Source organism: Limnohabitans lacus, assembly GCF_030053395.1.
Classification (GTDB): Bacteria; Pseudomonadota; Gammaproteobacteria; order Burkholderiales; family Burkholderiaceae_C; genus Limnohabitans_A; species Limnohabitans_A lacus.
In genome coordinates this window covers 1-21928 of sequence record NZ_JASGBH010000008.1, presented here as the reverse complement: position 1 = coordinate 21928, position 21928 = coordinate 1, and the positions used below count along the sequence as shown (strand labels likewise).

16 protein-coding genes, 5 tRNA genes and 1 pseudogene are annotated in these 21928 nt (G+C 58.4%); all 22 read left to right on the top strand.

Annotated elements, in window-relative coordinates; all coding sequences use genetic code 11:
* Nucleotides 1-11 precede the first annotated feature (11 nt).
* Nucleotides 12-800: an indole-3-glycerol phosphate synthase TrpC gene (gene trpC / locus QLQ16_RS11155; RefSeq protein ID WP_283224767.1), complete on the top strand. Its 789-nt coding sequence runs from the start codon at nt 12-14 to the stop codon at nt 798-800.
* Nucleotides 801-823: 23 nt separating this feature from the next.
* The gene (locus QLQ16_RS11150) at nt 824-1549 is read left to right on the top strand and encodes a uracil-DNA glycosylase (RefSeq protein ID WP_431310412.1); all 726 of its coding nucleotides are present in this window, start codon (nt 824-826) and stop codon (nt 1547-1549) included.
* A 61-nt stretch (nt 1550-1610) separates the two neighbouring features.
* A tRNA-Tyr gene (locus QLQ16_RS11145) sits at nt 1611-1696 on the top strand.
* Nucleotides 1697-1785: 89 nt separating this feature from the next.
* A tRNA-Gly gene (locus QLQ16_RS11140) sits at nt 1786-1859 on the top strand.
* 29 nt (nt 1860-1888) lie between these two features.
* Nucleotides 1889-1963, top strand: a tRNA-Thr gene (locus tag QLQ16_RS11135).
* 74 nt (nt 1964-2037) lie between these two features.
* Nucleotides 2038-3228, top strand: coding sequence for an elongation factor Tu (gene tuf, locus QLQ16_RS11130; RefSeq protein ID WP_283224766.1), 1191 nt, complete (start codon nt 2038-2040; stop codon nt 3226-3228).
* Nucleotides 3229-3239: 11 nt separating this feature from the next.
* Nucleotides 3240-3315 (top strand) — tRNA-Trp (locus tag QLQ16_RS11125).
* Between the two features lie 98 nt (nt 3316-3413).
* Nucleotides 3414-3797: a preprotein translocase subunit SecE gene (gene secE / locus QLQ16_RS11120; protein WP_283224765.1), complete on the top strand. Its 384-nt coding sequence runs from the start codon at nt 3414-3416 to the stop codon at nt 3795-3797.
* Complete coding sequence (nusG, locus tag QLQ16_RS11115) at nt 3797-4378, top strand: transcription termination/antitermination protein NusG (RefSeq protein ID WP_283224764.1); 582 nt, start codon at nt 3797-3799, stop codon at nt 4376-4378. The genes secE and nusG overlap by 1 nt, the downstream gene beginning before the upstream one ends.
* Before the next feature lie 123 nt (nt 4379-4501).
* On the top strand, nt 4502-4933 hold the full coding sequence (gene rplK, locus QLQ16_RS11110) for a 50S ribosomal protein L11 (protein ID WP_062407242.1): 432 nt from the start codon (nt 4502-4504) through the stop codon (nt 4931-4933).
* Nucleotides 4934-5629: a 50S ribosomal protein L1 gene (gene rplA / locus QLQ16_RS11105; protein WP_283224763.1), complete on the top strand. Its 696-nt coding sequence runs from the start codon at nt 4934-4936 to the stop codon at nt 5627-5629. It begins immediately after the preceding gene.
* 259 nt (nt 5630-5888) lie between these two features.
* Complete coding sequence (rplJ, locus tag QLQ16_RS11100) at nt 5889-6395, top strand: 50S ribosomal protein L10 (RefSeq protein WP_283224762.1); 507 nt, start codon at nt 5889-5891, stop codon at nt 6393-6395.
* A gap of 40 nt (nt 6396-6435) precedes the next feature.
* Nucleotides 6436-6813 (top strand): 50S ribosomal protein L7/L12, encoded by a 378-nt coding sequence (rplL, locus tag QLQ16_RS11095; protein ID WP_283224761.1) that lies wholly within the window; start codon nt 6436-6438, stop codon nt 6811-6813.
* Nucleotides 6814-7064: 251 nt separating this feature from the next.
* Nucleotides 7065-11189: a DNA-directed RNA polymerase subunit beta gene (gene rpoB / locus QLQ16_RS11090; protein ID WP_283224760.1), complete on the top strand. Its 4125-nt coding sequence runs from the start codon at nt 7065-7067 to the stop codon at nt 11187-11189.
* A 23-nt stretch (nt 11190-11212) separates the two neighbouring features.
* Nucleotides 11213-15430: a DNA-directed RNA polymerase subunit beta' gene (rpoC, locus tag QLQ16_RS11085; protein ID WP_283224759.1), complete on the top strand. Its 4218-nt coding sequence runs from the start codon at nt 11213-11215 to the stop codon at nt 15428-15430.
* 97 nt (nt 15431-15527) lie between these two features.
* Nucleotides 15528-16070 (top strand): LemA family protein, encoded by a 543-nt coding sequence (locus QLQ16_RS11080; RefSeq protein ID WP_283224758.1) that lies wholly within the window; start codon nt 15528-15530, stop codon nt 16068-16070.
* A gap of 7 nt (nt 16071-16077) precedes the next feature.
* Nucleotides 16078-17430 carry a 16S rRNA (cytosine(967)-C(5))-methyltransferase RsmB gene (gene rsmB / locus QLQ16_RS11075; protein WP_283224757.1) on the top strand — a complete coding sequence of 451 codons (1353 nt, stop codon included), beginning with the start codon at nt 16078-16080 and terminating at the stop codon, nt 17428-17430.
* Nucleotides 17387-18025 (top strand): DUF4390 domain-containing protein, encoded by a 639-nt coding sequence (locus QLQ16_RS11070; protein WP_283224756.1) that lies wholly within the window; start codon nt 17387-17389, stop codon nt 18023-18025. Before rsmB ends, QLQ16_RS11070 begins: the two co-directional genes overlap by 44 nt.
* Before the next feature lies 1 nt (nt 18026).
* The gene (locus QLQ16_RS11065) at nt 18027-20327 is read left to right on the top strand and encodes a sensor histidine kinase (RefSeq protein WP_283224755.1); all 2301 of its coding nucleotides are present in this window, start codon (nt 18027-18029) and stop codon (nt 20325-20327) included.
* 20 nt (nt 20328-20347) lie between these two features.
* Nucleotides 20348-21001 carry a response regulator gene (locus tag QLQ16_RS11060; protein WP_283224754.1) on the top strand — a complete coding sequence of 218 codons (654 nt, stop codon included), beginning with the start codon at nt 20348-20350 and terminating at the stop codon, nt 20999-21001.
* 60 nt (nt 21002-21061) lie between these two features.
* Nucleotides 21062-21137: transfer RNA gene (locus QLQ16_RS11055), tRNA-Phe, on the top strand.
* Nucleotides 21138-21249: 112 nt separating this feature from the next.
* Nucleotides 21250-21928, top strand: a pseudogene (locus QLQ16_RS11050) (hypothetical protein); the annotation flags it as partial.

Here is a 21928-nt window from a genome sequence, read left to right as displayed (position 1 = left end):
GGAAAAGCATCATGAGTGACATCCTCAACAAAATCGTCGCAGTCAAACGCGAAGAGGTCGCCGCCGCTTTGGCCAAGAAGCCCTTGGCCGCCATGCGCGCCGATGCCGAAAGCCGCGTGCTGACCCGGGACTTTGAAGCGGCCATGCGCGCCAAAATCGTGGCCGGCCAAGCGGCGGTGATCGCTGAGGTCAAAAAAGCCAGCCCCTCCAAAGGCGTTTTGCGCGCCGACTTCATACCGGCCGACATCGCGCAAAGCTATGCCGAGCATGGCGCCGCTTGCCTGTCGGTGTTGACCGACAAACAGTTTTTTCAGGGCAGCGTGGATTACCTCAAACAAGCCCGAGCCAGTTGTGATCTGCCGGTTCTGCGCAAAGACTTCATGGTGGACGCCTACCAGGTCTATGAAGCCCGGGCCATGGGCGCGGATGCGATCTTGTTGATCGCTGCCTGCCTGGACGATGCGCAAATGGCCGATTTAGAAGCCATTGCCCGCAGCTTGGACATGGCCGTCCTGGTCGAGGTGCATGACCGCGAAGAGTTGACGCGGGCCTTGAAGCTGAAAACCCGCTTGGTCGGCATCAATAACCGCAATTTGCGCACCTTCGAGGTCACTTTGCAAACCACTTTGGACATGTTGCCCGATGTGCCTTCCGATCGCCTGCTGGTGACCGAAAGTGGCATCTTGAAGGCCGAAGACGTCAAGCGCATGCGTGATGCCAACGTCCACGCCTTCTTGGTCGGTGAAGCCTTCATGCGCGCCGCCGAGCCCGGCGAAGCCTTGGCGCAATTGTTTGCCTGAGTCTCGTGGCGCAGCAAGGCGGGCTGTTTGACGATGGGGCCACTGGGCGTTTGACCGTTTGGCCGCCAAACTTGTCGCGTTTGGACCCTGGGTGGCGGGACTTGGTTCAAACCTTTTTGTCCAGCGAGCAGGGGCAGGCTTTGAGCACTCGGTTGGCTCAAGCGATACAAGCCGATGCGGTGGTTTATCCGCCTGATCCTTTTCGCGCCTTGGCTTTGACGCCCCTGCACGATGTCCGGGTGGTGATCTTGGGGCAAGACCCGTACCACGGGCCTGGTCAAGCCGAAGGCCTGTCCTTTTCGGTGCCTGAGGGGGTGCGCATCCCCCCCAGCCTGCGCAACATCTTCAAAGAATTGCAAGCCAGCTTGGGGCGACCACCGTCCAATCATGGCTCATTGCATTCGTGGGCCAAGCAGGGTGTTTTGCTCCTCAATACCTGTTTGACGGTCGAGCAAGGGCAGCCCGCCAGCCATGCCCGTTGGGGCTGGGAGGGCTTGACCGATGCTTTGGTCGCCGCAGTGGCGCAAGGCCAGCAACCGGTGGTTTTCATGCTCTGGGGTGCGCATGCACAAGCCAAAAAGGGTTTGATTCAGGCTTCGGCCGGCTCAGACCGGCATTTGGTCCTGGAGGCCAATCACCCCTCGCCTTTGTCGGCGATGCGCCCCCCCGCACCTTTTTTGGGGTGTGGTCATTTCGCGGAGGCCAATGATTTTTTGCGACGTCACGCCAGAAAAACGATCGCGTGGTAAAAACTTTTCAGCGATCTTGCGGGAGTCAAAGAAATGATGGCATAATCTAAGACTCGCTTCTGGAGGGGTGCCCGAGTGGCTAAAGGGGGCAGACTGTAAATCTGTTGGCTTACGCCTACACTGGTTCGAATCCAGTCTCCTCCACCAGCAAACTGGCTTATGTCGGTTGACAAGTAGAGCATTTGGAAATGGTTTCCAAGCATTGGCGTTGCAGCCACTCATGCGACGCAATCAGTGCGGGAGTAGTTCAATGGTAGAACCTTAGCCTTCCAAGCTAATGACACGGGTTCGATTCCCGTTTCCCGCTCCAGTCATTCGGCAGGGTTGGTCAAGATTTTCGCCCTTGTGGCTCAGTGGTAGAGCACTCCCTTGGTAAGGGAGAGGTCGCGGGTCCGATTCCCGCCAAGGGCACCAGTTATGGGGCGTTCAACGCAAGTTGTGCGCCCCTCTGTCTTGGTTGTTGATCATTACTTTTCGGAGTTGAAAAAATGGCAAAAGAGAAATTTGAGCGGACCAAACCGCACGTCAACGTTGGCACCATCGGTCACGTTGACCACGGCAAGACCACACTGACTGCTGCCATCACCACCGTGTTGGCTGCCAAGTTCGGCGGTGCTGCCAAAGCGTACGACCAGATCGACGCAGCGCCCGAAGAAAAAGCTCGTGGTATCACGATCAACACCGCTCACGTTGAGTACGAAACAGAAAACCGTCACTACGCTCACGTGGACTGCCCTGGCCACGCTGACTATGTGAAGAACATGATCACTGGCGCTGCTCAGATGGATGGCGCTATTTTGGTTTGCTCCGCTGCTGACGGCCCTATGCCTCAGACCCGCGAGCACATCTTGTTGGCCCGTCAAGTGGGCGTGCCTTACATCATCGTGTTCCTGAACAAGTGCGACATGGTTGACGACGCTGAGTTGTTGGAACTGGTCGAGATGGAAGTTCGCGAGTTGTTGTCCAAGTACGACTTCCCAGGCGACGACACCCCCATCGTGCAAGGTTCCGCCAAGCTGGCTCTGGAAGGCGACAAAGGTCCTCTGGGCGAGCAAGCCATCTTCAAGTTGGCCGAAGCTTTGGACACATACATCCCTACGCCTGACCGCGCAGTGGACGGCGCATTCTTGATGCCCGTGGAAGACGTGTTCTCGATCTCTGGTCGCGGCACTGTGGTGACTGGCCGTATCGAGCGCGGTATCGTCAAAGTCGGCGAAGAAATCGAAATCGTGGGTATCAAAGACACCGTCAAGACCACTTGCACAGGCGTTGAGATGTTCCGCAAGCTGCTGGACCAAGGTCAAGCTGGCGACAACGTCGGTATCTTGTTGCGCGGCACCAAGCGCGAAGACGTCGAGCGCGGCCAAGTGCTGTGCAAGCCCGGCTCGATCAAGCCCCACACCCACTTCACGGGCGAGATCTATGTCTTGTCCAAAGACGAAGGTGGCCGTCACACGCCTTTCTTCAACAACTACCGCCCTCAGTTCTACTTCCGTACGACTGACGTGACCGGCGCGATCGAATTGCCAGAAGGCAAAGAGATGGTGATGCCTGGCGACAACGTGTCGATCACTGTGAAGTTGATCAACCCCATCGCCATGGAAGAAGGTCTGCGTTTCGCTATCCGCGAAGGCGGCCGTACCGTCGGCGCTGGCGTGGTTGCCAAGATCATCGCTTAAGAGGTTTTCGTAGGGGTATAGCTCAATTGGCAGAGCGTCGGTCTCCAAAACCGAAGGTTGTAGGTTCGATTCCTACTGCCCCTGCCACCTGAAAAGGTGGATTTTCAAGCCCGCTAGACTCTAGCGGGCTTCCTTGTCTGATAAGCGCCTTGATTTTCGAGGTGCAAAAAAGGTTTCCAAGCCGTATGGCAACGTCTGAAGTACAAACTGTGAGCGCCTCTGGCGACAAAATGCGCTTGGCTGTGGCGGGTGCATTGGTGATTGCTGCGTTGGTGGCTTTTTCCATGCTGAGCGCGCAAGGCAGTCTGGTTCAGTGGGCTGGCCTGCTGGTGGGCTTGGCGGCTGCTGTGGCAGTGTTTTTCACTTCCGAGACGGGGCGTCAGCTCCTGGCTTTTGGCCGCGATGCGGTTCGTGAAGTCAAGAAGGTGGTTTGGCCTGAGCGCAAAGAAGCGATGCAAATCACTGCTTATGTGTTTGGCTTTGTGGTGGTGATGGCCGTGTTCTTATGGCTCACCGACAAAACTCTGGAATGGGTTTTTTACGATCTGATTCTTGGGTGGAAAAAATAATGAACGATGCTGTAGTCAACGCGCCCATGGCGGGTTCGTCCACCAATCCTGACCTGAAGTGGTATGTGGTTCATGCCTACTCCGGCATGGAGAAGGCTGTCGAGCGCAACATCATCGAGCGCATCGCGCGCTCGGGAATGGAGTCCAAATTTGGCCGCATCTTGGTGCCCACCGAAGAAGTGGTGGAAGTCAAGAATGGTCAAAAGCGCACCACAGAACGCAAGTTCTTCCCTGGCTATGTGCTGGTGGAAATGGTGATGGATGACGAAACTTGGCACCTGGTCAAGCACACCAACAAAGTCACAGGCTTTGTGGGTGGCGCCAAAAACCGTCCTGCACCTATTTCTGAGTCTGACGTCGCGAAAATCGTGAGTCAGATGCAAGAGGGCACAGACAAGCCGCGTCACAAGGTCGAGTTTGAGGTGGGTGAATACATCCGCGTCAAGGAAGGTCCATTCACCGACTTCAATGGCACCGTTGAAGAAGTCAACTACGAGCGCAACAAGATGCGCGTGTCGGTGACCATTTTCGGTCGCGCAACACCCGTCGAGTTGGAGTTCAGCCAAGTCGAAAAGACCTGATCGGTCTTCAAATTTTCTGTTTGGCGCTTCCCGACTCGGCGCCAGACATTGCAAGTGAGTCGTTAACCCCGGGAAGCTCGAGGTCCGAAAGGACAGGGCGTTATCACCCGCAAGGAGAAAAGCATGGCGAAGAAAATCGTCGGCTTCATCAAGCTGCAAGTTCCAGCTGGTAAAGCCAATCCATCGCCACCTATTGGCCCAGCATTGGGTCAACGTGGTTTGAACATCATGGAATTCTGCAAGGCGTTCAACGCCCAGACCCAAGGCGTTGAGCCCGGTCTGCCATTGCCAGTGGTCATCACTGCTTTTGCAGACAAGTCCTTCACCTTCATCATCAAGACGCCACCTGCTGCGACCTTGATCAAGAAGTCCATCAAGATCGACAAGGCTTCGACCAAGCCAGGTCTGGAAAAGGTCGGCAAGATCACCCGCGCTCAGCTGGAAGAAATCGCCAAGACCAAGATGAAAGATCTGACAGCGGCCGATTTGGACGCAGCTGTTCGCACCATCGCTGGTACTGCCCGTTCCATGGGCGTGAATGTGGAGGGCGTGTAAATGTCCAAGCTCACCAAAAAACAAAAAGCCCTGGCCGGCAAAGTCGACAGCAACAAGCTGTACGCCCTGGCTGACGCTTTGGTCATCGTCAAAGAAGCTGCCACCGCCAAGTTCGATGAGTCCATCGACGTGGCTGTGCAACTCGGTATCGATGCCAAGAAATCTGACCAAGTGGTTCGTGGTGCTGTTGTCTTGCCAAACGGCACTGGCAAAACCGCTCGCGTGGCCGTTTTCGCACAAGGCGCCAAGGCTGAAGAAGCCAAAGCCGCTGGTGCTGACGTGGTGGGTATGGACGACCTGGCCGCGATGGTCAAGGCCGGTGACATGCCTTTCGACGTGGTGATCGCTGCCCCTGACGCCATGCGCGTTGTGGGTACTTTGGGTCAGATCTTGGGCCCACGTGGCCTGATGCCTAACCCCAAAGTCGGTACCGTGACGCCTGATGTGGCCACCGCTGTGAAGAACGCGAAAGCTGGTCAAGTGCAGTTCCGCGTGGACAAAGCCGGTATCGTGCACGGCACCATCGGTCGTCGTTCGTTCGACTCTGACAAGTTGCAAGGCAACTTGGCTGCATTGATCGAAGCTTTGGTGAAAGCCAAGCCGGCCACCAGCAAGGGTGTTTACCTGCGCAAAGTCGCTGTGTCCTCGACCATGGGTGTGGGCGTTCGCGTCGACACACAATCCATCGCAGCTTGATTGCGGTAAAAAAATTTGAGCGGTCCGAAAGGCCTGCTCAATGTGGTGGGCTGCTGATCTTGCAAAGGGTCAGCAGGCCATCCAAGACCGTTGGTGCACACACCGCTGTGCTTAATCAACAAACCGACAGCCCGCGCTGAAGGTTTGGGCCAACGCAGATGGCGATCCCGCTGCAGATGGATATCAATCCAAAACAGTTGGTCGCTGCAAATAGGCGTGTACAAGGGGCAACCCGAAGACACATATAAAGGAGTAGACCTTGAGTCTGAATCGCAGTGAGAAAGAAGCGGTCATCACCGAAGTGACCGACCTCGCCGCTAAAGCTCAAACGCTGGTGATTGCGGAATACCGTGGTATCACGGTCGCTGACATGACCAACCTGCGCGTCAAAGCCCGCAGCCAAGGCGTTTCGCTGAGCGTGTTGAAAAACACCTTGGCTCGCCGTGCTGTGGCTGGAAGCCAGTTTGAAGTTGTCGCCGACCAGATGACCGGTCCGCTGATCTACGGCTTCTCTGAAGATGCAGTTGCCGCCGCGAAAGTGGTGGCTGACTTCGCGAAAACCAACGACAAGTTGGTCATTCGTGCAGGCGCATTTGCAGGCAAAGCTTTGGACGTGAACGGCGTTAAGCAATTGGCAAGCATCCCTTCGAAAGAAGTGTTGTTGGCTCAGTTGTGTGGCTTGTTGATGTCGCCGATGTCTCGCACCGCAGTGGTGTTGGGCGCTTTGGCGGCCAAAAAAGGCGAAGGCGAAGCTGTTGCCGCTTAAGGCCAGCGTTCGTGTTTTAACCAATTGTTAGGAAATAAAAATGGCATTCGATAAAGACGCATTTTTGACCGCGCTGGACAGCATGACGGTCATGGAACTCAACGACCTGGTGAAAGCCATCGAAGAGAAATTTGGTGTGAGCGCTGCTGCTATGGCCGCTCCTGCTGCTGGCGGCGCTGCTGCTGGTGGTGCTGCTGCTGAAGAGAAGACCGACTTCAACGTCGTTCTGGTCGAAGCTGGCGCCAACAAAGTGTCCGTGATTAAAGCTGTGCGCGAAATCACCGGTCTGGGCTTGAAAGAAGCCAAAGACCTGGTGGACGGCGCTCCTAAGGCCGTCAAAGAAGGCCTGCCAAAAGCTGACGCTGAAGCCGCTAAGAAAAAGCTGGAAGAAGCTGGCGCCAAGGCCGAACTCAAGTAATTCGGTCTCGTTCCAAGGCTGGAGTGTCCGCAAGGGCCTCCAGCCTTTGGTGCTTGAAGAGCGCACCGAAAAGCAGCTTGTTTGGGGCTGTTTTTCAGTGTCTTCTGACCCGACTGCAGAAGACCCTTGGTTCGGGTTGCGTGCAATGCGCAATCGTCCGCCAACGCTGGTAGAGGCCAGCCGCCAAGCCCGTTGAGAGTGCCAAAAGCACTCTTGGCACCCAGTCCTGAAAGATCAAGCCCGGAGATCTCATGTCCTATTCCTATACCGAACGCAAGCGAATTCGCAAAAGTTTCGGCAGCCGCGAGAGCGTGCTCGAAGTTCCTTACCTGCTGCAAATGCAAAAAGACGCTTACACGTCTTTCCTGCAAGCGGGTGTTGTCTCATCCAAACGCACACACGAGGGTTTGCAAGCCGCGTTTGAGTCTGCATTCCCCATCGTCTCGCACAACGGCTTTGTGGAGATGAAGTTTGTTGAGTACAACCTGGCCAAGCCTGCCTTTGACGTGCGCGAATGCCAGACCCGTGGTCTGACGTTCTCGTCCGCAGTGCGTGCCCGCGTTCAACTCATTATTTACGACCGCGAGTCTTCGACCTCGCAGTCCAAAGTGGTCAAGGAAGTCAAAGAGCAAGAGGTCTACATGGGCGAAGTGCCTTTGATGACCGACAAAGGCTCCTTCATCATCAACGGTACCGAGCGCGTGATCGTGTCTCAGTTGCACCGTTCGCCTGGCGTGTTCTTCGAACACGACAAGGGCAAGACCCACAGCTCGGGCAAATTGCTGTTCTCGGCCCGCATCATCCCTTACCGCGGCTCTTGGCTCGACTTTGAATTCGACCCGAAAGACATCTTGTATTTCCGCGTTGACCGCCGTCGCAAGATGCCTGTTTCGATCCTGCTCAAGGCCATTGGCCTGAACCCAGAATCGATCCTGGCGAACTTCTTCGTCAACGACAACTTCCGCCTGATGGACAGCGGCGCGCAAATGGAATTTGTGGCCGAGCGTCTGCGTGGTGAAGTCGCCCGTTTTGACATCACCGACAAGTCCGGCAAAGTGGTGGTGGCCAAAGACAAGCGCATCACCGTGCGCCACACGCGTGAGCTCGAGCAATCGGGCACCACGCACATCAGCGTCCCTGAAGACTTCCTCATCGGTCGCGTGATCGCCAAAGCCATCGTTGATGGCGACACGGGTGAAATCATCGCCAAGGCCAACGAAGAAGTCACCGAAGCCCTCCTGAAAAAGCTGCGCACATCGGGCATCCAAGACGTTCAGTGCATCTACACCAACGAACTGGACCAAGGCGCGTACATCTCGCAAACCCTGCGCATCGATGAAACCGTGGATGAGTTCGCTGCACGCGTGGCCATCTACCGCATGATGCGCCCTGGCGAGCCACCGACAGAAGACGCTGTGCAGGCTTTGTTCCAGCGCCTGTTCTACAACCCCGACACTTACGACCTGTCGCGCGTGGGCCGTATGAAGTTCAACGCCCGTGTGGGCTGTGGCGAGTCCACAGGCCCCATGGTGTTGACCAACGAAGACATCTTGGCCGTGGTCAAGATCTTGGTGGATCTGCGCAACGGCAATGGCGAAGTCGACGACATCGACCACTTGGGCAACCGCCGCGTGCGTTGCGTGGGCGAATTGGCCGAAAACCAGTACCGTACCGGTCTGGCACGTATCGAAAAAGCTGTGAAAGAGCGTCTGGGCCAAGCCGAGCAAGAGCCTTTGATGCCGCACGACCTGATCAACTCCAAGCCGATCTCGGCGGCGTTGAAAGAGTTCTTTGGTGCTTCGCAGTTGTCGCAGTTCATGGACCAGACCAACCCTCTGGCCGAGATCACCCACAAGCGCCGCGTGTCGGCTCTTGGCCCAGGTGGTTTGACCCGCGAGCGTGCCGGCTTTGAAGTGCGTGACGTGCACGTGACCCACTACGGTCGCGTCTGCCCCATCGAAACGCCTGAAGGCCCGAACATTGGTCTGATCAACTCTTTGGCTTTGTACGCCCGCCTCAACGAGTACGGTTTCATCGAAACCCCGTACCGCCGTGTGATCGATGGCAAAGTCACGATGGACATCGACTACCTGTCGGCCATCGAAGAAGGCAAATACGTCATCGCTCAGGCCAACGCTGCTTTGGACAAAGAAGGCAAGCTGACCGGTGACCTGGTCTCCGCGCGTGAAAAAGGCGAATCCATCCTGTGCGGCGCCGAGCGCATCCAATACATGGACGTGTCACCTGCACAGATCGTGTCGGTCGCGGCCTCTTTGGTGCCTTTCCTCGAGCACGACGATGCGAACCGCGCCTTGATGGGTGCGAACATGTCGCGTCAAGCGGTGCCCGTGTTGCGCCCAGAAAAGCCCATGGTCGGTACTGGCATCGAGCGCGTCGCCGCGGTCGACTCCGGCACCGTGGTCACCGCCACCCGTGGTGGTGTGGTGGACTATGTGGACGCCACCCGCATCGTCATCCGCGTGAACGACGCGGAAGCCGTGGCCGGTGAAGTCGGTGTGGACATCTACAACCTGATCAAATACCAACGTTCCAACCAAAACACCAACATCCACCAGCGCCCCATCGTCAAGCGTGGCGACAAGCTGGCCAAGGGTGATGTGATCGCCGACGGCGCCTCGACCGACCTGGGCGAAATCGCCATCGGTCAGAACATGCTGATCGCCTTCATGCCCTGGAACGGCTACAACTTCGAAGATTCGATCTTGATCTCTGAGCGCGTGGTGGCCGAAGACCGCTACACCTCGATCCACATCGAAGAACTCGTGGTCATGGCCCGTGACACCAAGTTGGGCGCCGAAGAAATTTCGCGCGATATCCCCAACCTGTCCGAGCAACAACTCGGTCGACTGGACGACTCCGGCATCATCTACGTGGGTGCCGAAGTGCAACCCGGCGACGTGCTGGTCGGCAAGGTCACCCCCAAAGGCGAGACCACGCTCACACCCGAAGAGAAGCTGCTGCGCGCCATCTTCGGCGAGAAGGCTTCGGACGTGAAAGACACCTCGCTGCGCGTGGACCAAGGCTCGCAAGGCACTGTGATCGACGTGCAGGTCTTCACCCGTGAAGGCATCGTGCGCGACAAGCGTGCCCAACAGATCATTGACGACGAGCTCAAGCGCTTCCGTCTGGACCTGAACGACCAGCTGCGCATTGTGGAAGCCGACGCGTTTGACCGTATCGAAAAACTGCTGATTGGTCGCGTGGCCAATGGCGGTCCTCAGAAACTGGCCAAAGGGACCAAGATCGACAAGGCCTACCTCGAGTCCGTGGACAAGTTCCACTGGTTCGACATCCGCCCCGCCGAAGACGAAGTGGCCGGTCAGCTCGAGTCCATCAAGAACTCGTTGGAGCAAACACGTCACAGCTTCGACCTGTCCTTTGAAGAAAAGCGCAAGAAACTCACCCAAGGCGACGAATTGCCAGCGGGCGTGCTCAAGATGGTCAAGGTCTACCTGGCCGTCAAGCGCCGCTTGCAGCCCGGTGACAAGATGGCCGGTCGTCACGGCAACAAGGGTGTGGTCTCCAAGATCGTCCCCGTCGAAGACATGCCTTACATGGCCGACGGTACCCCCGCGGACATCGTGTTGAACCCCCTGGGCGTGCCATCGCGCATGAACGTGGGTCAGGTGCTTGAAGTTCACTTGGGCTGGGCCGGCAAAGGCATCGGTCACCGCATCGGCAACATGCTGCAGGCCGAAACCCAGCGTCTGGAAAAGATCGCTGAGCTGCGCAAGCTGTTCGATCAGCTGTACAACAGTCTGGGCCGCAAGGAAGACCTGTCGCAACTGACCGACGACGAAGTCTTGGCCATGGCCGAGAACCTCAAAGAAGGTTTCCCCTTCGCTTCGCCCGTCTTCGACGGTGCTGCCGAAGAAGAAATCCGCGCGATGCTGCAACTGGCTTACCCAGAAGACTTGGCCAAGGCCAAGGGTCTGACCGCCACACGCACACAAGCCAACTTGTTTGACGGCCGCACAGGCGACGCCTTTGACCGTCCAACCACCATCGGCTACATGCACTACTTGAAGCTGCACCACTTGGTGGACGACAAGATGCACGCCCGTTCGACCGGTCCTTACAGCTTGGTCACACAGCAGCCGCTGGGTGGTAAAGCGCAGTTCGGTGGTCAGCGTTTCGGTGAGATGGAAGTGTGGGCGCTGGAAGCGTATGGCGCCTCCTACGTCCTGCAAGAGATGCTCACCGTCAAGTCCGACGACGTGCAAGGCCGTACCAAGGTCTACGAAAACATCGTCAAAGGTGAACACTCCATCGAGGCGGGCATGCCCGAATCGTTCAACGTGCTGGTCAAGGAAATCCGTTCGCTGGGTCTTGACATTGAGCTCGAGCGTTCTTAATTCACAGGCAAAGGATTCAAACCATGAAATCACTACTCGACCTGTTCAAGCAGTTCACGCCCGATGAGCATTTCGATGCCATCCGCATCGGTCTGGCCTCGCCCGAGAAGATCCGTTCTTGGTCTTTCGGCGAAGTGAAAAAGCCTGAAACCATCAACTACCGCACCTTCAAGCCCGAGCGCGATGGTCTGTTTTGCGCCAAGATTTTTGGCCCCATCAAAGACTACGAATGCTTGTGCGGCAAGTACAAGCGCCTCAAGCACCGCGGCGTGATCTGCGAGAAGTGCGGCGTTGAAGTCACGCAAACCAAAGTGCGTCGCGAACGCATGGGTCACATCGACCTGGCCGCGCCTTGCGCCCACATCTGGTTCTTGAAGTCGCTGCCATCGCGTTTGGGCCTGGTGCTCGACATGACGCTGCGCGACATCGAGCGCGTGTTGTACTTTGAAGCCTATGTGGTCACCGATCCAGGCATGACCCCGCTGAAGAAATTCAGCATCATGTCTGAGGACGACTACGACGCCAAAGTCAAGGAATACGGCGACGAATTCCAAGCCAAGATGGGCGCCGAAGGCATCAAGGAATTGTTGCAAGGCATCGACATCGAAAGCGAGATCGAACGTCTGCGCGGCGACCTGACGGGCTCCGAGCTCAAGGTCAAGAAAAACGCGAAGCGCCTGAAAGTGCTGGAAGCGTTCAAGAAGTCCGGCATCAAGCCCGAGTGGATGGTGCTGGAAGTGCTGCCCGTGTTGCCACCGGACCTGCGTCCTTTGGTGCCACTGGACGGTGGCCGCTTCGCGACCTCCGACCTGAACGACCTGTACCGCCGCGTGATCAACCGCAACAGCCGTCTGCGCCGTTTGCTGGAATTGAAAGCGCCCGAAATCATTGCCCGCAACGAAAAGCGCATGTTGCAAGAAGCCGTGGACAGCTTGCTGGACAACGGCCGTCGCGGCAAGGCCATGACCGGCGCCAACAAGCGTGCCTTGAAGTCTTTGGCCGACATGATCAAAGGCAAGAGCGGACGTTTCCGTCAGAACTTGCTGGGTAAGCGCGTCGACTACTCCGGTCGTTCAGTGATTACCGTGGGCCCAACCCTGAAGCTGCACCAGTGCGGCTTGCCCAAGTTGATGGCCATCGAGTTGTTCAAGCCCTTCATCTTTGCGCGTCTCGAAGCCATGGGCATCGCGACCACCATCAAGGCCGCGAAGAAAGAAGTCGAAGCCGGTACACCGGTGGTTTGGGACATCTTGGAAGAGGTCATCAAAGAGCACCCCGTCATGCTCAACCGTGCGCCAACGCTGCACCGTTTGGGCATCCAGGCCTTTGAGCCCCTGCTCATCGAAGGCAAAGCCATCCAGTTGCACCCCCTCGTTTGCGCGGCTTTCAACGCCGACTTCGACGGTGACCAAATGGCCGTTCACGTTCCGCTGTCGGTGGAAGCGCAGATGGAAGCTCGCACATTGATGCTGGCTTCGAACAACATCTTGTTCCCTGCGTCTGGCGAACCTTCCATCGTGCCTTCGCAAGACGTGGTGCTGGGTCTGTATTACACGACCCGCGACCGCATCAATGCCAAGGGCGAAGGCCTGATCTTTGCCGACATCGGCGAAGTGCAGCGCGCTTTGGACGCCGGTGCTGTGGACCTGACCGCCAAGGTCACCGTGCGCATGACCGAGTGGACCAAGAACAAAGCCACTGGCGAGTTCGAGTCTTCGGTGTCGATGGTGGACACCACCGTGGGCCGTGCCTTGCTGTCCGAGATCTTGCCCAAGGGCTTGCCCTTCAGCAACCTGAACAAGGCGCTGAAGAAGAAAGAGATCTCCAAGCTGATCAACACTTCTTTCCGCAAGTGCGGTTTGAAAGAGACCGTGGTGTTCGCCGACAAGCTGTTGCAAAACGGCTTCCGTCTGGCCACACGTGCGGGCATCTCGATCGGCATCGACGACATGCTGGTGCCGCCTGAAAAGCCCGGCATCATTGAAGCCGCTGAGAAAGAAGTCAAAGACATCGAGCAGCAATATGTCTCGGGTCTGGTGACCGCTGGCGAGCGCTACAACAAGGTGGTGGACATCTGGGGCAAGGCTGGAGACGCCGTGTCCAAGGTGATGATGGACCAGTTGCGCAAGGAAAAGACCATCGACCGCCACGGCAAGGAAGTCGAGCAGGAGTCCTTCAACTCGATCTACATGATGGCCGACTCCGGTGCCCGCGGTTCTGCAGCGCAGATTCGCCAGCTGGCCGGTATGCGTGGCCTGATGGCCAAGCCTGACGGCTCGATCATTGAGACCCCCATCACGGCGAACTTCCGTGAAGGTCTGAACGTGTTGCAGTACTTCATCTCGACACACGGTGCACGTAAAGGCCTGGCCGACACGGCTTTGAAGACCGCCAACTCGGGTTACTTGACCCGCCGTCTGGTGGACGTGACGCAAGACTTGGTGGTGACAGAACTCGATTGCGGCACTTCCGACGGTTCGCTGATGCGCGCCATCGTTGAAGGCGGTGAAGTGATCGAATCGTTGCGCGACCGCATCTTGGGTCGTACCGCCGCCGACGACGTGCTGCACCCCGAAAACCGCTCGGTCTTGGCCGCTGCCGGCACCATGCTGGACGAAGACCTGATCGACGAACTTGAAGCCGCTGGCGTTGATGAAGTCAAGGTCCGCACCGCACTGACTTGCGCCACACGCTTTGGCCTGTGCGCCAAGTGTTATGGCCGCGATCTGGGCCGTGGTGGTTTGGTCAACAACGGCGAAGCCGTCGGTGTGATCGCTGCCCAGTCCATCGGTGAACCAGGCACCCAGCTGACCATGCGTACCTTCCACATCGGTGGTGCGGCTTCGCGTGCGGCTGTGGCCTCCAGTGTGGAAGCCAAGTCCAACGGCATCATCGGCTTCAATGCCACGATGCGTTATGTGACCAACAGCAAAGGCGAGTTGGTGGTGATTGCCCGTTCCGGCGAAATCATCATCCACGACGAACACGGCCGTGAGCGTGAGCGTCACAAAGTGCCTTATGGCGCGATCCTGTCGATCAAGGCCGATCAGACCATCAAGGCCGGCACTATTTTGGCCAACTGGGACCCATTGACCCGCCCGATCATCACCGAATTCGCCGGTCAGGTGAAATTCGAGAACGTCGAAGAAGGTCTGACCGTGGCCAAGCAGGTCGACGAAGTGACCGGTCTGTCCACTCTGGTGGTGATCGATCCCAAGCGTCGCGGAGCCGCCAAAGTGGTCCGTCCTCAGGTCAAACTGATCGACGCCCAGGGCAAAGAAGTCAAGATCCCCGGCACCGATCACTCGGTGACGATCGGCTTCCAGATCGGCGCGCTGATCCAAGTGCGCGACGGCATGGACGTGGGCCCAGGCGAAGTGCTGGCCCGTATCCCTGTCGAAGGTCAGAAGACCCGAGACATCACCGGCGGTTTGCCACGTGTGGCCGAACTGTTCGAAGCCCGCTCGCCCAAAGACAAGGGCATGCTGGCCGAGATCACCGGTACCGTGTCCTTCGGTAAAGAGACCAAAGGCAAGGTTCGCTTGCAGATCACCGACCCTGAAGGCAAGGTCTGGGATGAACTGATCCCCAAAGAGAAGAACATCCTGGTGCACGAAGGCCAAGTGGTCAACAAGGGCGAAAGCATTGTGGACGGCCCAGCCGACCCACAAGACATCTTGCGCCTCTTGGGCATCGAAGAGCTGGCCCGCTACATCGTCGACGAAGTGCAAGACGTTTACCGCTTGCAAGGCGTGAAGATCAACGACAAGCACATCGAAGTGATTGTTCGTCAGATGCTGCGCCGTGTCGTGGTCGAGAACTCGGGTGACTCCAACTACATCGCTGGCGAACAGGTGGAGCGCTCCGAAATGCTCAACACCAACGACGCCTTGCAACGCGATGGCAAGATCCCTGCGACCTACAGCAACTTGTTGCTGGGTATCACCAAGGCTTCCTTGTCGACCGACTCCTTCATCTCGGCTGCTTCCTTCCAGGAAACCACCCGCGTGTTGACCGAGGCGGCCATCATGGGCAAGCGCGACGAGCTGCGTGGCCTGAAGGAAAACGTGATCGTGGGTCGCTTGATTCCTGCCGGTACCGGTTTGGCTTACCACCAGGCCCGCAAGGTGAAAGATGCGATGGACGACGCCGAGCGCCGCGCCATTGCCGATGCTGAAGCCGCTGATCTGGCCGGTGAGTCTGTCGAAGACGCTCCTGCAGACGCTGGCGAAGCCGCCTAAAGCGTGAGGTCACCGCATCGACGGTGATCCCGACCAGCCCCTGTACCGCTTGCGGTCAGGGGCTGTTTTGTTCAAGACATCCCCAAAAGGTGAACCCATGGTGGCTTTGATCTTTGGCTTGCTGGTGGCGCTGGTCCTGTTTTGGGTCGTGGGCGCGCACAACCGTTTGGTGCGTTTGCGCAGCGAAGTCATTCGCCAATGGAGCAGCGTGGACGCCGTCTGGCTGCGTTTGCTGGTGCGTTTGCAAGGCGGCATCGCGGCCCGTCAATCCTTGGCCACCGAAGAAGACCTCCCATCGCTGCAAGGGCTGCAAACCGTCTGCGACGATCTGCTAGATGCCCTGACCCAAGTGCGTTTGCAGCCCCTGGAGGGGGAAACTCAAAAGCTGGTCGTGCAACAGCACCAACTCCTGGTGGCCGAAGTACGCCGCGTTTTGTTGATCGTCTCCGAGGCGGTCAAACCCGATTTGGACATCGCCTTGAGCCGCATGCGCCAGACCCTGCCCGCGGCTGTGATCCCTTACCACGTGGCGGTCGCCGCCTACAACGAGGCTCTGGAGATGCGCCCGGCCGCCTGGCTGGCGCGTCGCCTGAAATTCAAGCCCGCCTTGCGCATGGATTTGAGCGTGGCCTCCAACTGACCTTTTGATGAATTCCACCCACAACTCTTCGGCGGCGACGCAGGGGGCCTCTGCGCCCTTGTGGCGTTTGATGCAAGCGACCGCCAGCGCGGTGCAGGCCACACGCCAAGGTCAATCCTTGACCGCTCAATTGGAGCGCGTGCCCCATGAACTGCGCCCCGGCGTGCAGGCCCTGAGCTTTCAGGTCTTGCGCCAATTGGGGCGGGCCACGGCCTTGCGCGAACTGCTGGCCGCCAAGGCCCCGCCGCCCGCCGCTGATGCCCTCTTGTGTACGGCTTTGGCCCTGTGCTGGGATGAAGTCGGTGCGCCTTATCCGGTGCACACCCTGGTCAACCAAGCCGTTGAAGCGGCCCGCCAACAACACCAGACCAAAGCCCAAAGCGGCTTCATCAATGCCTGCTTGCGACGTTTCATGCGTGAGCGTGCAGTGCTGGTGGCCCAAACCGATGCCAACCCGGTCGCGCAATGGAACCACCCGCAGTGGTGGATCGATCGCTTGAAAGCCGATCACCCCGAACATTGGCAAGACTTGCTGGGACAGGCGCAACAAGCCGCGCCCATGACCTTGCGAGTGAACCGCCAGCACCACACCGTGGCCGCCTACCAAGCGCAGTTGGAGGCCGTGGGCCTGATGGCCAAACCGGTGGGGCAAGACGGCTTGCAGTTGGTGCAGGCCGTGCCTGTGCAGCGCTTGCCTGGCTTTGCGCAAGGCCATGTCTCGGTGCAAGACGCAGCAGCCCAGGTTTCGGCACGTTTGCTCATGCATGGCATGGATGCGCAAAGGCCATGGCGCATCCTGGACGCCTGCGCCGCACCCGGTGGCAAAACCGGTCATTTGCTCGAGTTGTGCCCCCATGCCCATGTGCTGGCGCTGGATGTGGATGCCCAGCGCTGCGAACGCATCCACCAGAACCTGAGCCGCCTGGGCCTCCAAGCCGAGGTCAAAGCCGCCGATGCTGGCCAACCAGAAGCCTGGTGGGATGGTCAAGCCTTTGACGCCATCTTGCTCGATGCCCCGTGCACCGCCTCGGGCATTGTGCGCAGGCACCCCGATGTGCGTTGGTTGCGCCGACTCACCGACAGCGCGCAGCTGGCCAAGACCCAGGCGCAGCTGCTCAAAACGCTCTGGCCCCTGTTGGCCCCAGGCGGCAAACTCTTGTACTGCACCTGCTCGGTGTTCAAGGCCGAGGGCGACGAAACCGTGCAGGCGTTTCTAAAGCGCAACACTGATGCTGAATTACACCCCTCTCCGGGGCATTTGATCCCCGGTCAAACACCCAAAGGCCTTCCTGTCGAGGACAATGCACTGGGTGAACATGACGGGTTTTATTACGCACTGTTGGAAAAGCGCCGGGTTTGACCTGTGGCGCGCAGGTTGCTGGCTTCTCGGCGCCTGGCTGCTGGTGTGCGCCCCGGTTTGGGCGCAATCGACGTCGGCTGAGCTGACCGAATTCAAAGTCGAACGCCAAGACGGCAGCTTGCTGCTCAATGCCCAGTTCAAGCTCGAGCTGGGCCCTGCAGTGGAAGATGCCTTGGTAAAGGGCTTGGCGGTTCACTTTGTGGCCGAAGCCGAGGTCATGCGTGACCGCTGGTACTGGTACGACAAGAAGCTGGGCGCCGCCTCAAGGTATTACCGCTTGGCCTTTCAGCCTTTGACGCGCCGCTGGCGTCTGAACGTCGCCAGCGAGCCCATCGCGCATTCCGGCGCCACCAGCAGTTTGTCGCAAAGTTTTGACACCCTGCAAGATGCCCTGAACGTGGTGCGACGCCAAACCGGCTGGAAGGTGGCCGACATGGCCGATGTGGATGCCGATGCCCGCCAATACGTGGCTTACCGATTCAGGCTGGATGTGTCGCAGCTGCCCCGGCCCTTCCAGATCGCTGCGGGCAACCAGGTCGATTGGCGGCTGGACATTGCACGCAGCCTGCGATTGACCGCCGACATGGTGCGCTGACATGCTCCCCTTGACGGCGCAAAGTCTCAAATCTTCACTGCTGGACTCGCGCACCAGCCGCTGGCTTTGGGGGCTTGGCGCCTTGAGCATGGCCGTCATAGGCTTGGGCTTGCTGGTCTTGTTGACCCAGGCCACAGGCAACCGTGAGCGCTACAACGAAAATTACGAATGGCTTGTGCTGGTCAATGGGATTGTGGCGAGTGGCCTGCTGATCACCATCTTGTGGGGCGCGGTGCGTTTGGTCATGCGTTTGCGCCGGGGCCAATTTGGCTCGCGCTTGCTGCTCAAGCTGGCCGCCATTTTTGGCTTGGTGGGCGTGGTGCCTGGCTTGTTGATTTACGTCGTGTCTTACCAGTTCGTGTCGCGTTCCATCGAAAGCTGGTTTGACGTCAAGGTTGAAGCCGCGCTCATGGCCGGTCTGAATTTGGGACGCGCCACCCTGGATACGCTCGGCGAAGAGATGCTCAAGCAAACGCGCTCGGCCGCATCGCAGCTGTCAGAGGTCAGCGATGTCAGTGCGGGCCTCGCCCTTGACAAGATCCGCGAGCAGCTCGGCGCGAGCGATGCCGTGCTCTGGAGCACCAGTGGCCGGATGCTGGCCAGTGCAGGGCAATCGCGCTTTCAAATCCGACCCGAGCGTCCGGCGCCCTTGCAGTTCAAGGAAGCGCGGCAAAAGGGCAGCACCGAATGGGTGGAGGGCCTCGATGAGTCCATCCCCGGGGGCGACAAAGGCCGCATCAAGGTCTTGGTCATGGTCCCCGCTTCGGGCACGGCCTTTGACGAAGAGCAGCGCTTGTTGCAGATGACCTTGGACCTGCCGCCGACCCTCGTCAACAACGCCTTGGAAGTTCAGGCCGCCAACCGCGAATACCAAGAACGTGCGCTGGCGCGAGAAGGTCTGCGCCGCATGTACATCGGTACCTTGACCTTGAGCCTGTTCATGGCCGTGCTGGGGGCGATCTTGCTGGCCTTCTTTTTGGGCAACCAACTGGCCAGGCCTTTGCTGCTGCTGGCGCGAGGCATGCAGCAGGTGGCCGCTGGTGACCTGACGCCCAAGCTGGCTCTTCAGGGCAAAGACGAACTCGGGGGGCTCACCAGGTCCTTTGCAGACATGACGCAACAACTGTCCGATGCACGCACGGCGGTCGAGCGCAGCTTGCGCCAGCTTGATGCCGCGCGCGGTAATTTGCAAACTATTTTGGACAACCTGACCGCAGGCGTGATGGTCCTCGATGCGCAAGGCGTGATCTTCTCCGCCAACCCTGGGGCCACGCGCATTTTGCGTGTGCCGGTGGCTGCCCATGAAGGTTTGCCGTTGTTGTCTTTGCCCACTTTGCAAAAATTCGCACAAGGTGTGGCCGAGCAGTTCGCCTTGCTGCGTTCCGACAAAGACACCCACGAACTGGACCATTGGCAAAAATCCTTCGAGATCCATGCCACCGGCCAGGGCTTGAGTGAAACCGCTGTGACTTTGCTGGCACGCGGGGCGGTCTTGCCCGACGGTATGCGCTTGCTGGTGTTTGACGACATCTCGGAAATCGTCTCGGCCGAGCGTGCGCAGGCCTGGGGCGAGGTGGCCCGCAGACTGGCCCACGAGATCAAGAACCCCTTGACGCCGATCCAGTTGTCGGCCGAGCGGCTGGAGCGCAAACTCATGGGCAAGCTCGATGCCCAAGACGATGCCTTGCTGATCAAGTCGGTCAAAACCATCGTCGACCAGGTCGATGCGATGAAACGCTTGGTCAACGAGTTTCGCGATTACGCCCGACTGCCCAGTGCCGACTTGAAGCCGGTGCAATTGAACACGTTGATCACCGACATGATGGTGCTGTACACGCATGACGCGAGCGATCAGGTGCATCGCGCGCAAGTGGTTGCCGAGCTCGATCCGACTTGCCCACCCATTGCCGGTGATGAGCAGCAACTTCGCCAAGTGATTCACAACCTGCTGCAAAACGCGCAGGACGCGTGTGAAGCGCGGCCCAGTGCTGCGCAAGGTCAAGGCCGTGTGCGTGTGCGCACAGAGTGGAATGCTGCGCGTTCACGCGTGCGCATGACCGTGACCGACAGCGGCCCCGGCTTTGAGCCCAACATCTTGCAACGCGCCTTCGAGCCCTACGTCACCACCAAGTCCAAAGGCACAGGCCTGGGGCTGGCGGTGGTCAAGAAAATCGTGGACGAACACAAAGCCAAAATCGAATTGAGCAACGTCTTGCATGACGGTGAAAAACAAGGCGCTCAAGTCTCGCTATCATTCGCACTGGACACAAAAACCGCAGGGCACCATCTGCCCTCGGCATGAACTGAGACAAGACAGGCAATATGGCAAATATTTTGGTGGTGGATGACGAGCTGGGCATACGTGACCTGCTCTCGGAAATCCTCTTTGATGAGGGGCACCAGGTGGAGCTTGCCGAAAACGCCGCCCAGGCCCGCGCAGCGCGCCAAAACATGCGCCCAGACTTGGTCTTGCTCGACATCTGGATGCCCGATACCGATGGCGTGAGCTTGCTCAAGGAGTGGGCCTCCAATGGTCAGCTCAACATGCCCGTGATCATGATGAGTGGTCACGCGACCATCGACACCGCGGTGGACGCGGTCAAGATCGGTGCCCAAGCCTTTTTGGAAAAACCCATCACCTTGCAAAAGCTGCTCAAAGCAGTGGAGCAAGGCTTGGCGCGTGAACCTTCCAAAGCTGCTGCAACCAGTGCGGGCTTGCCGCAAACCGCGCTGTCCATGCCCGCCATGGTTCACGAAGAAGTGCAGGCCCCGGTGGTGGAGCAAACCTTCGACCTGGACCGTCCTCTGCGCGAAGCGCGCGATGCTTTTGAGAAAGCCTACTTCGAATTCCACCTGTCCCAAGAAGGCGGCTCGATGACCAAGGTGGCTGAAAAAACCGGCTTGGAGCGCACCCACCTGTACCGCAAGCTCAAGCAGTTGGGCGTGGACTTGTCCCGCAGCAAACGCATCGGTTGATGCCTTGCTGGCCTGACGGCTCAAAAAGCCGTTTTTCCTCTGCTATAATTTCCGCTTACCGGCCCGGTAGCTCAGTTGGTAGAGCAGCGGATTGAAAATCCGCGTGTCGATGGTTCGATTCCGTCCCAGGCCACCAAACAAAAACCGTTGTCTCCGAAAGGGGCAACGGTTTTTCACTTTCCGAAGCGTCGTTTTACACGACAGCCACGCTTCTGCCACTTTGGTGCCACGCTGGGGGACTTGTTCATATGAATGAGTCCAAACCCCTGCCAAGTGGCCAAAGACGGTTTGTGGGGCTGCTCACAAGCCTGTCCACCACACAACCACAAACCGTCTATTTACGCGACGGTGATTTGGTGCTCTACAGGCGCAGCCGCAGCCTGCTGTACCAATGCCGCTACCGACTCGCGGATGGCACTTGGCACCGCCAGACAACAGGCAAAGCCAGTCTCGAACACGCCATTGCGGCAGCGTGCGACCTGTATGACGAGTCCAGATTCCGTCAGAAGTTAGGACTTGCACACCAAGCACACTCGTTTGCACAGATTGCGGCCATTTGCTTGGACGAGCTTAGGCACCAGATAGACCTGAAGAAGACCAAGTCGAGCCTCAATGACTACGCCAGCATCATCGAACGGTATTTCGTCCCGTACTTTGGAGAGCGACGGCTGGAGGAACTGAGCTACACGGACATTCGTGAATTCGAGATGTGGCGGGACAGGCGATTGGCACGGGCACCCAAGACCAGCACACTCAACAACTTTGCATCGGCTTGGAACAGGGTGATTGGTACGGCGGTGGACCGTGAAGTACTGCATGCCCAGCAGGGGCAAGGGTTTGAGGTGTGGGCGCTCGGCTTCGAACATGGCCTGCACCTGTTGGCGCTCGGTGCCGTGGATGCGCTTGGCGGCCCAGTTCGTCTCCCAA

What these genes read in the sequence shown, in the direction of transcription:
- trpC (WP_283224767.1), top strand. Translation starts at nt 12, where the DNA reads ATGAGTGACATCCTCAACAAAATCGTCGCAGTCAAACGCGAAGAGGTC.
- tuf (WP_283224766.1), top strand. Translation starts at nt 2,038, where the DNA reads ATGGCAAAAGAGAAATTTGAGCGGACCAAACCGCACGTCAACGTTGGC.
- secE (WP_283224765.1), top strand. Translation starts at nt 3,414, where the DNA reads ATGGCAACGTCTGAAGTACAAACTGTGAGCGCCTCTGGCGACAAAATG.
- nusG (WP_283224764.1), top strand. Translation starts at nt 3,797, where the DNA reads ATGAACGATGCTGTAGTCAACGCGCCCATGGCGGGTTCGTCCACCAAT.
- rplK (WP_062407242.1), top strand. Translation starts at nt 4,502, where the DNA reads ATGGCGAAGAAAATCGTCGGCTTCATCAAGCTGCAAGTTCCAGCTGGT.
- rplA (WP_283224763.1), top strand. Translation starts at nt 4,934, where the DNA reads ATGTCCAAGCTCACCAAAAAACAAAAAGCCCTGGCCGGCAAAGTCGAC.
- rplL (WP_283224761.1), top strand. Translation starts at nt 6,436, where the DNA reads ATGGCATTCGATAAAGACGCATTTTTGACCGCGCTGGACAGCATGACG.
- rpoB (WP_283224760.1), top strand. Translation starts at nt 7,065, where the DNA reads ATGTCCTATTCCTATACCGAACGCAAGCGAATTCGCAAAAGTTTCGGC.
- rpoC (WP_283224759.1), top strand. Translation starts at nt 11,213, where the DNA reads ATGAAATCACTACTCGACCTGTTCAAGCAGTTCACGCCCGATGAGCAT.
- QLQ16_RS11080 (WP_283224758.1), top strand. Translation starts at nt 15,528, where the DNA reads ATGGTGGCTTTGATCTTTGGCTTGCTGGTGGCGCTGGTCCTGTTTTGG.
- rsmB (WP_283224757.1), top strand. Translation starts at nt 16,078, where the DNA reads ATGAATTCCACCCACAACTCTTCGGCGGCGACGCAGGGGGCCTCTGCG.
- QLQ16_RS11070 (WP_283224756.1), top strand. Translation starts at nt 17,387, where the DNA reads ATGACGGGTTTTATTACGCACTGTTGGAAAAGCGCCGGGTTTGACCTG.
- QLQ16_RS11065 (WP_283224755.1), top strand. Translation starts at nt 18,027, where the DNA reads ATGCTCCCCTTGACGGCGCAAAGTCTCAAATCTTCACTGCTGGACTCG.
- QLQ16_RS11060 (WP_283224754.1), top strand. Translation starts at nt 20,348, where the DNA reads ATGGCAAATATTTTGGTGGTGGATGACGAGCTGGGCATACGTGACCTG.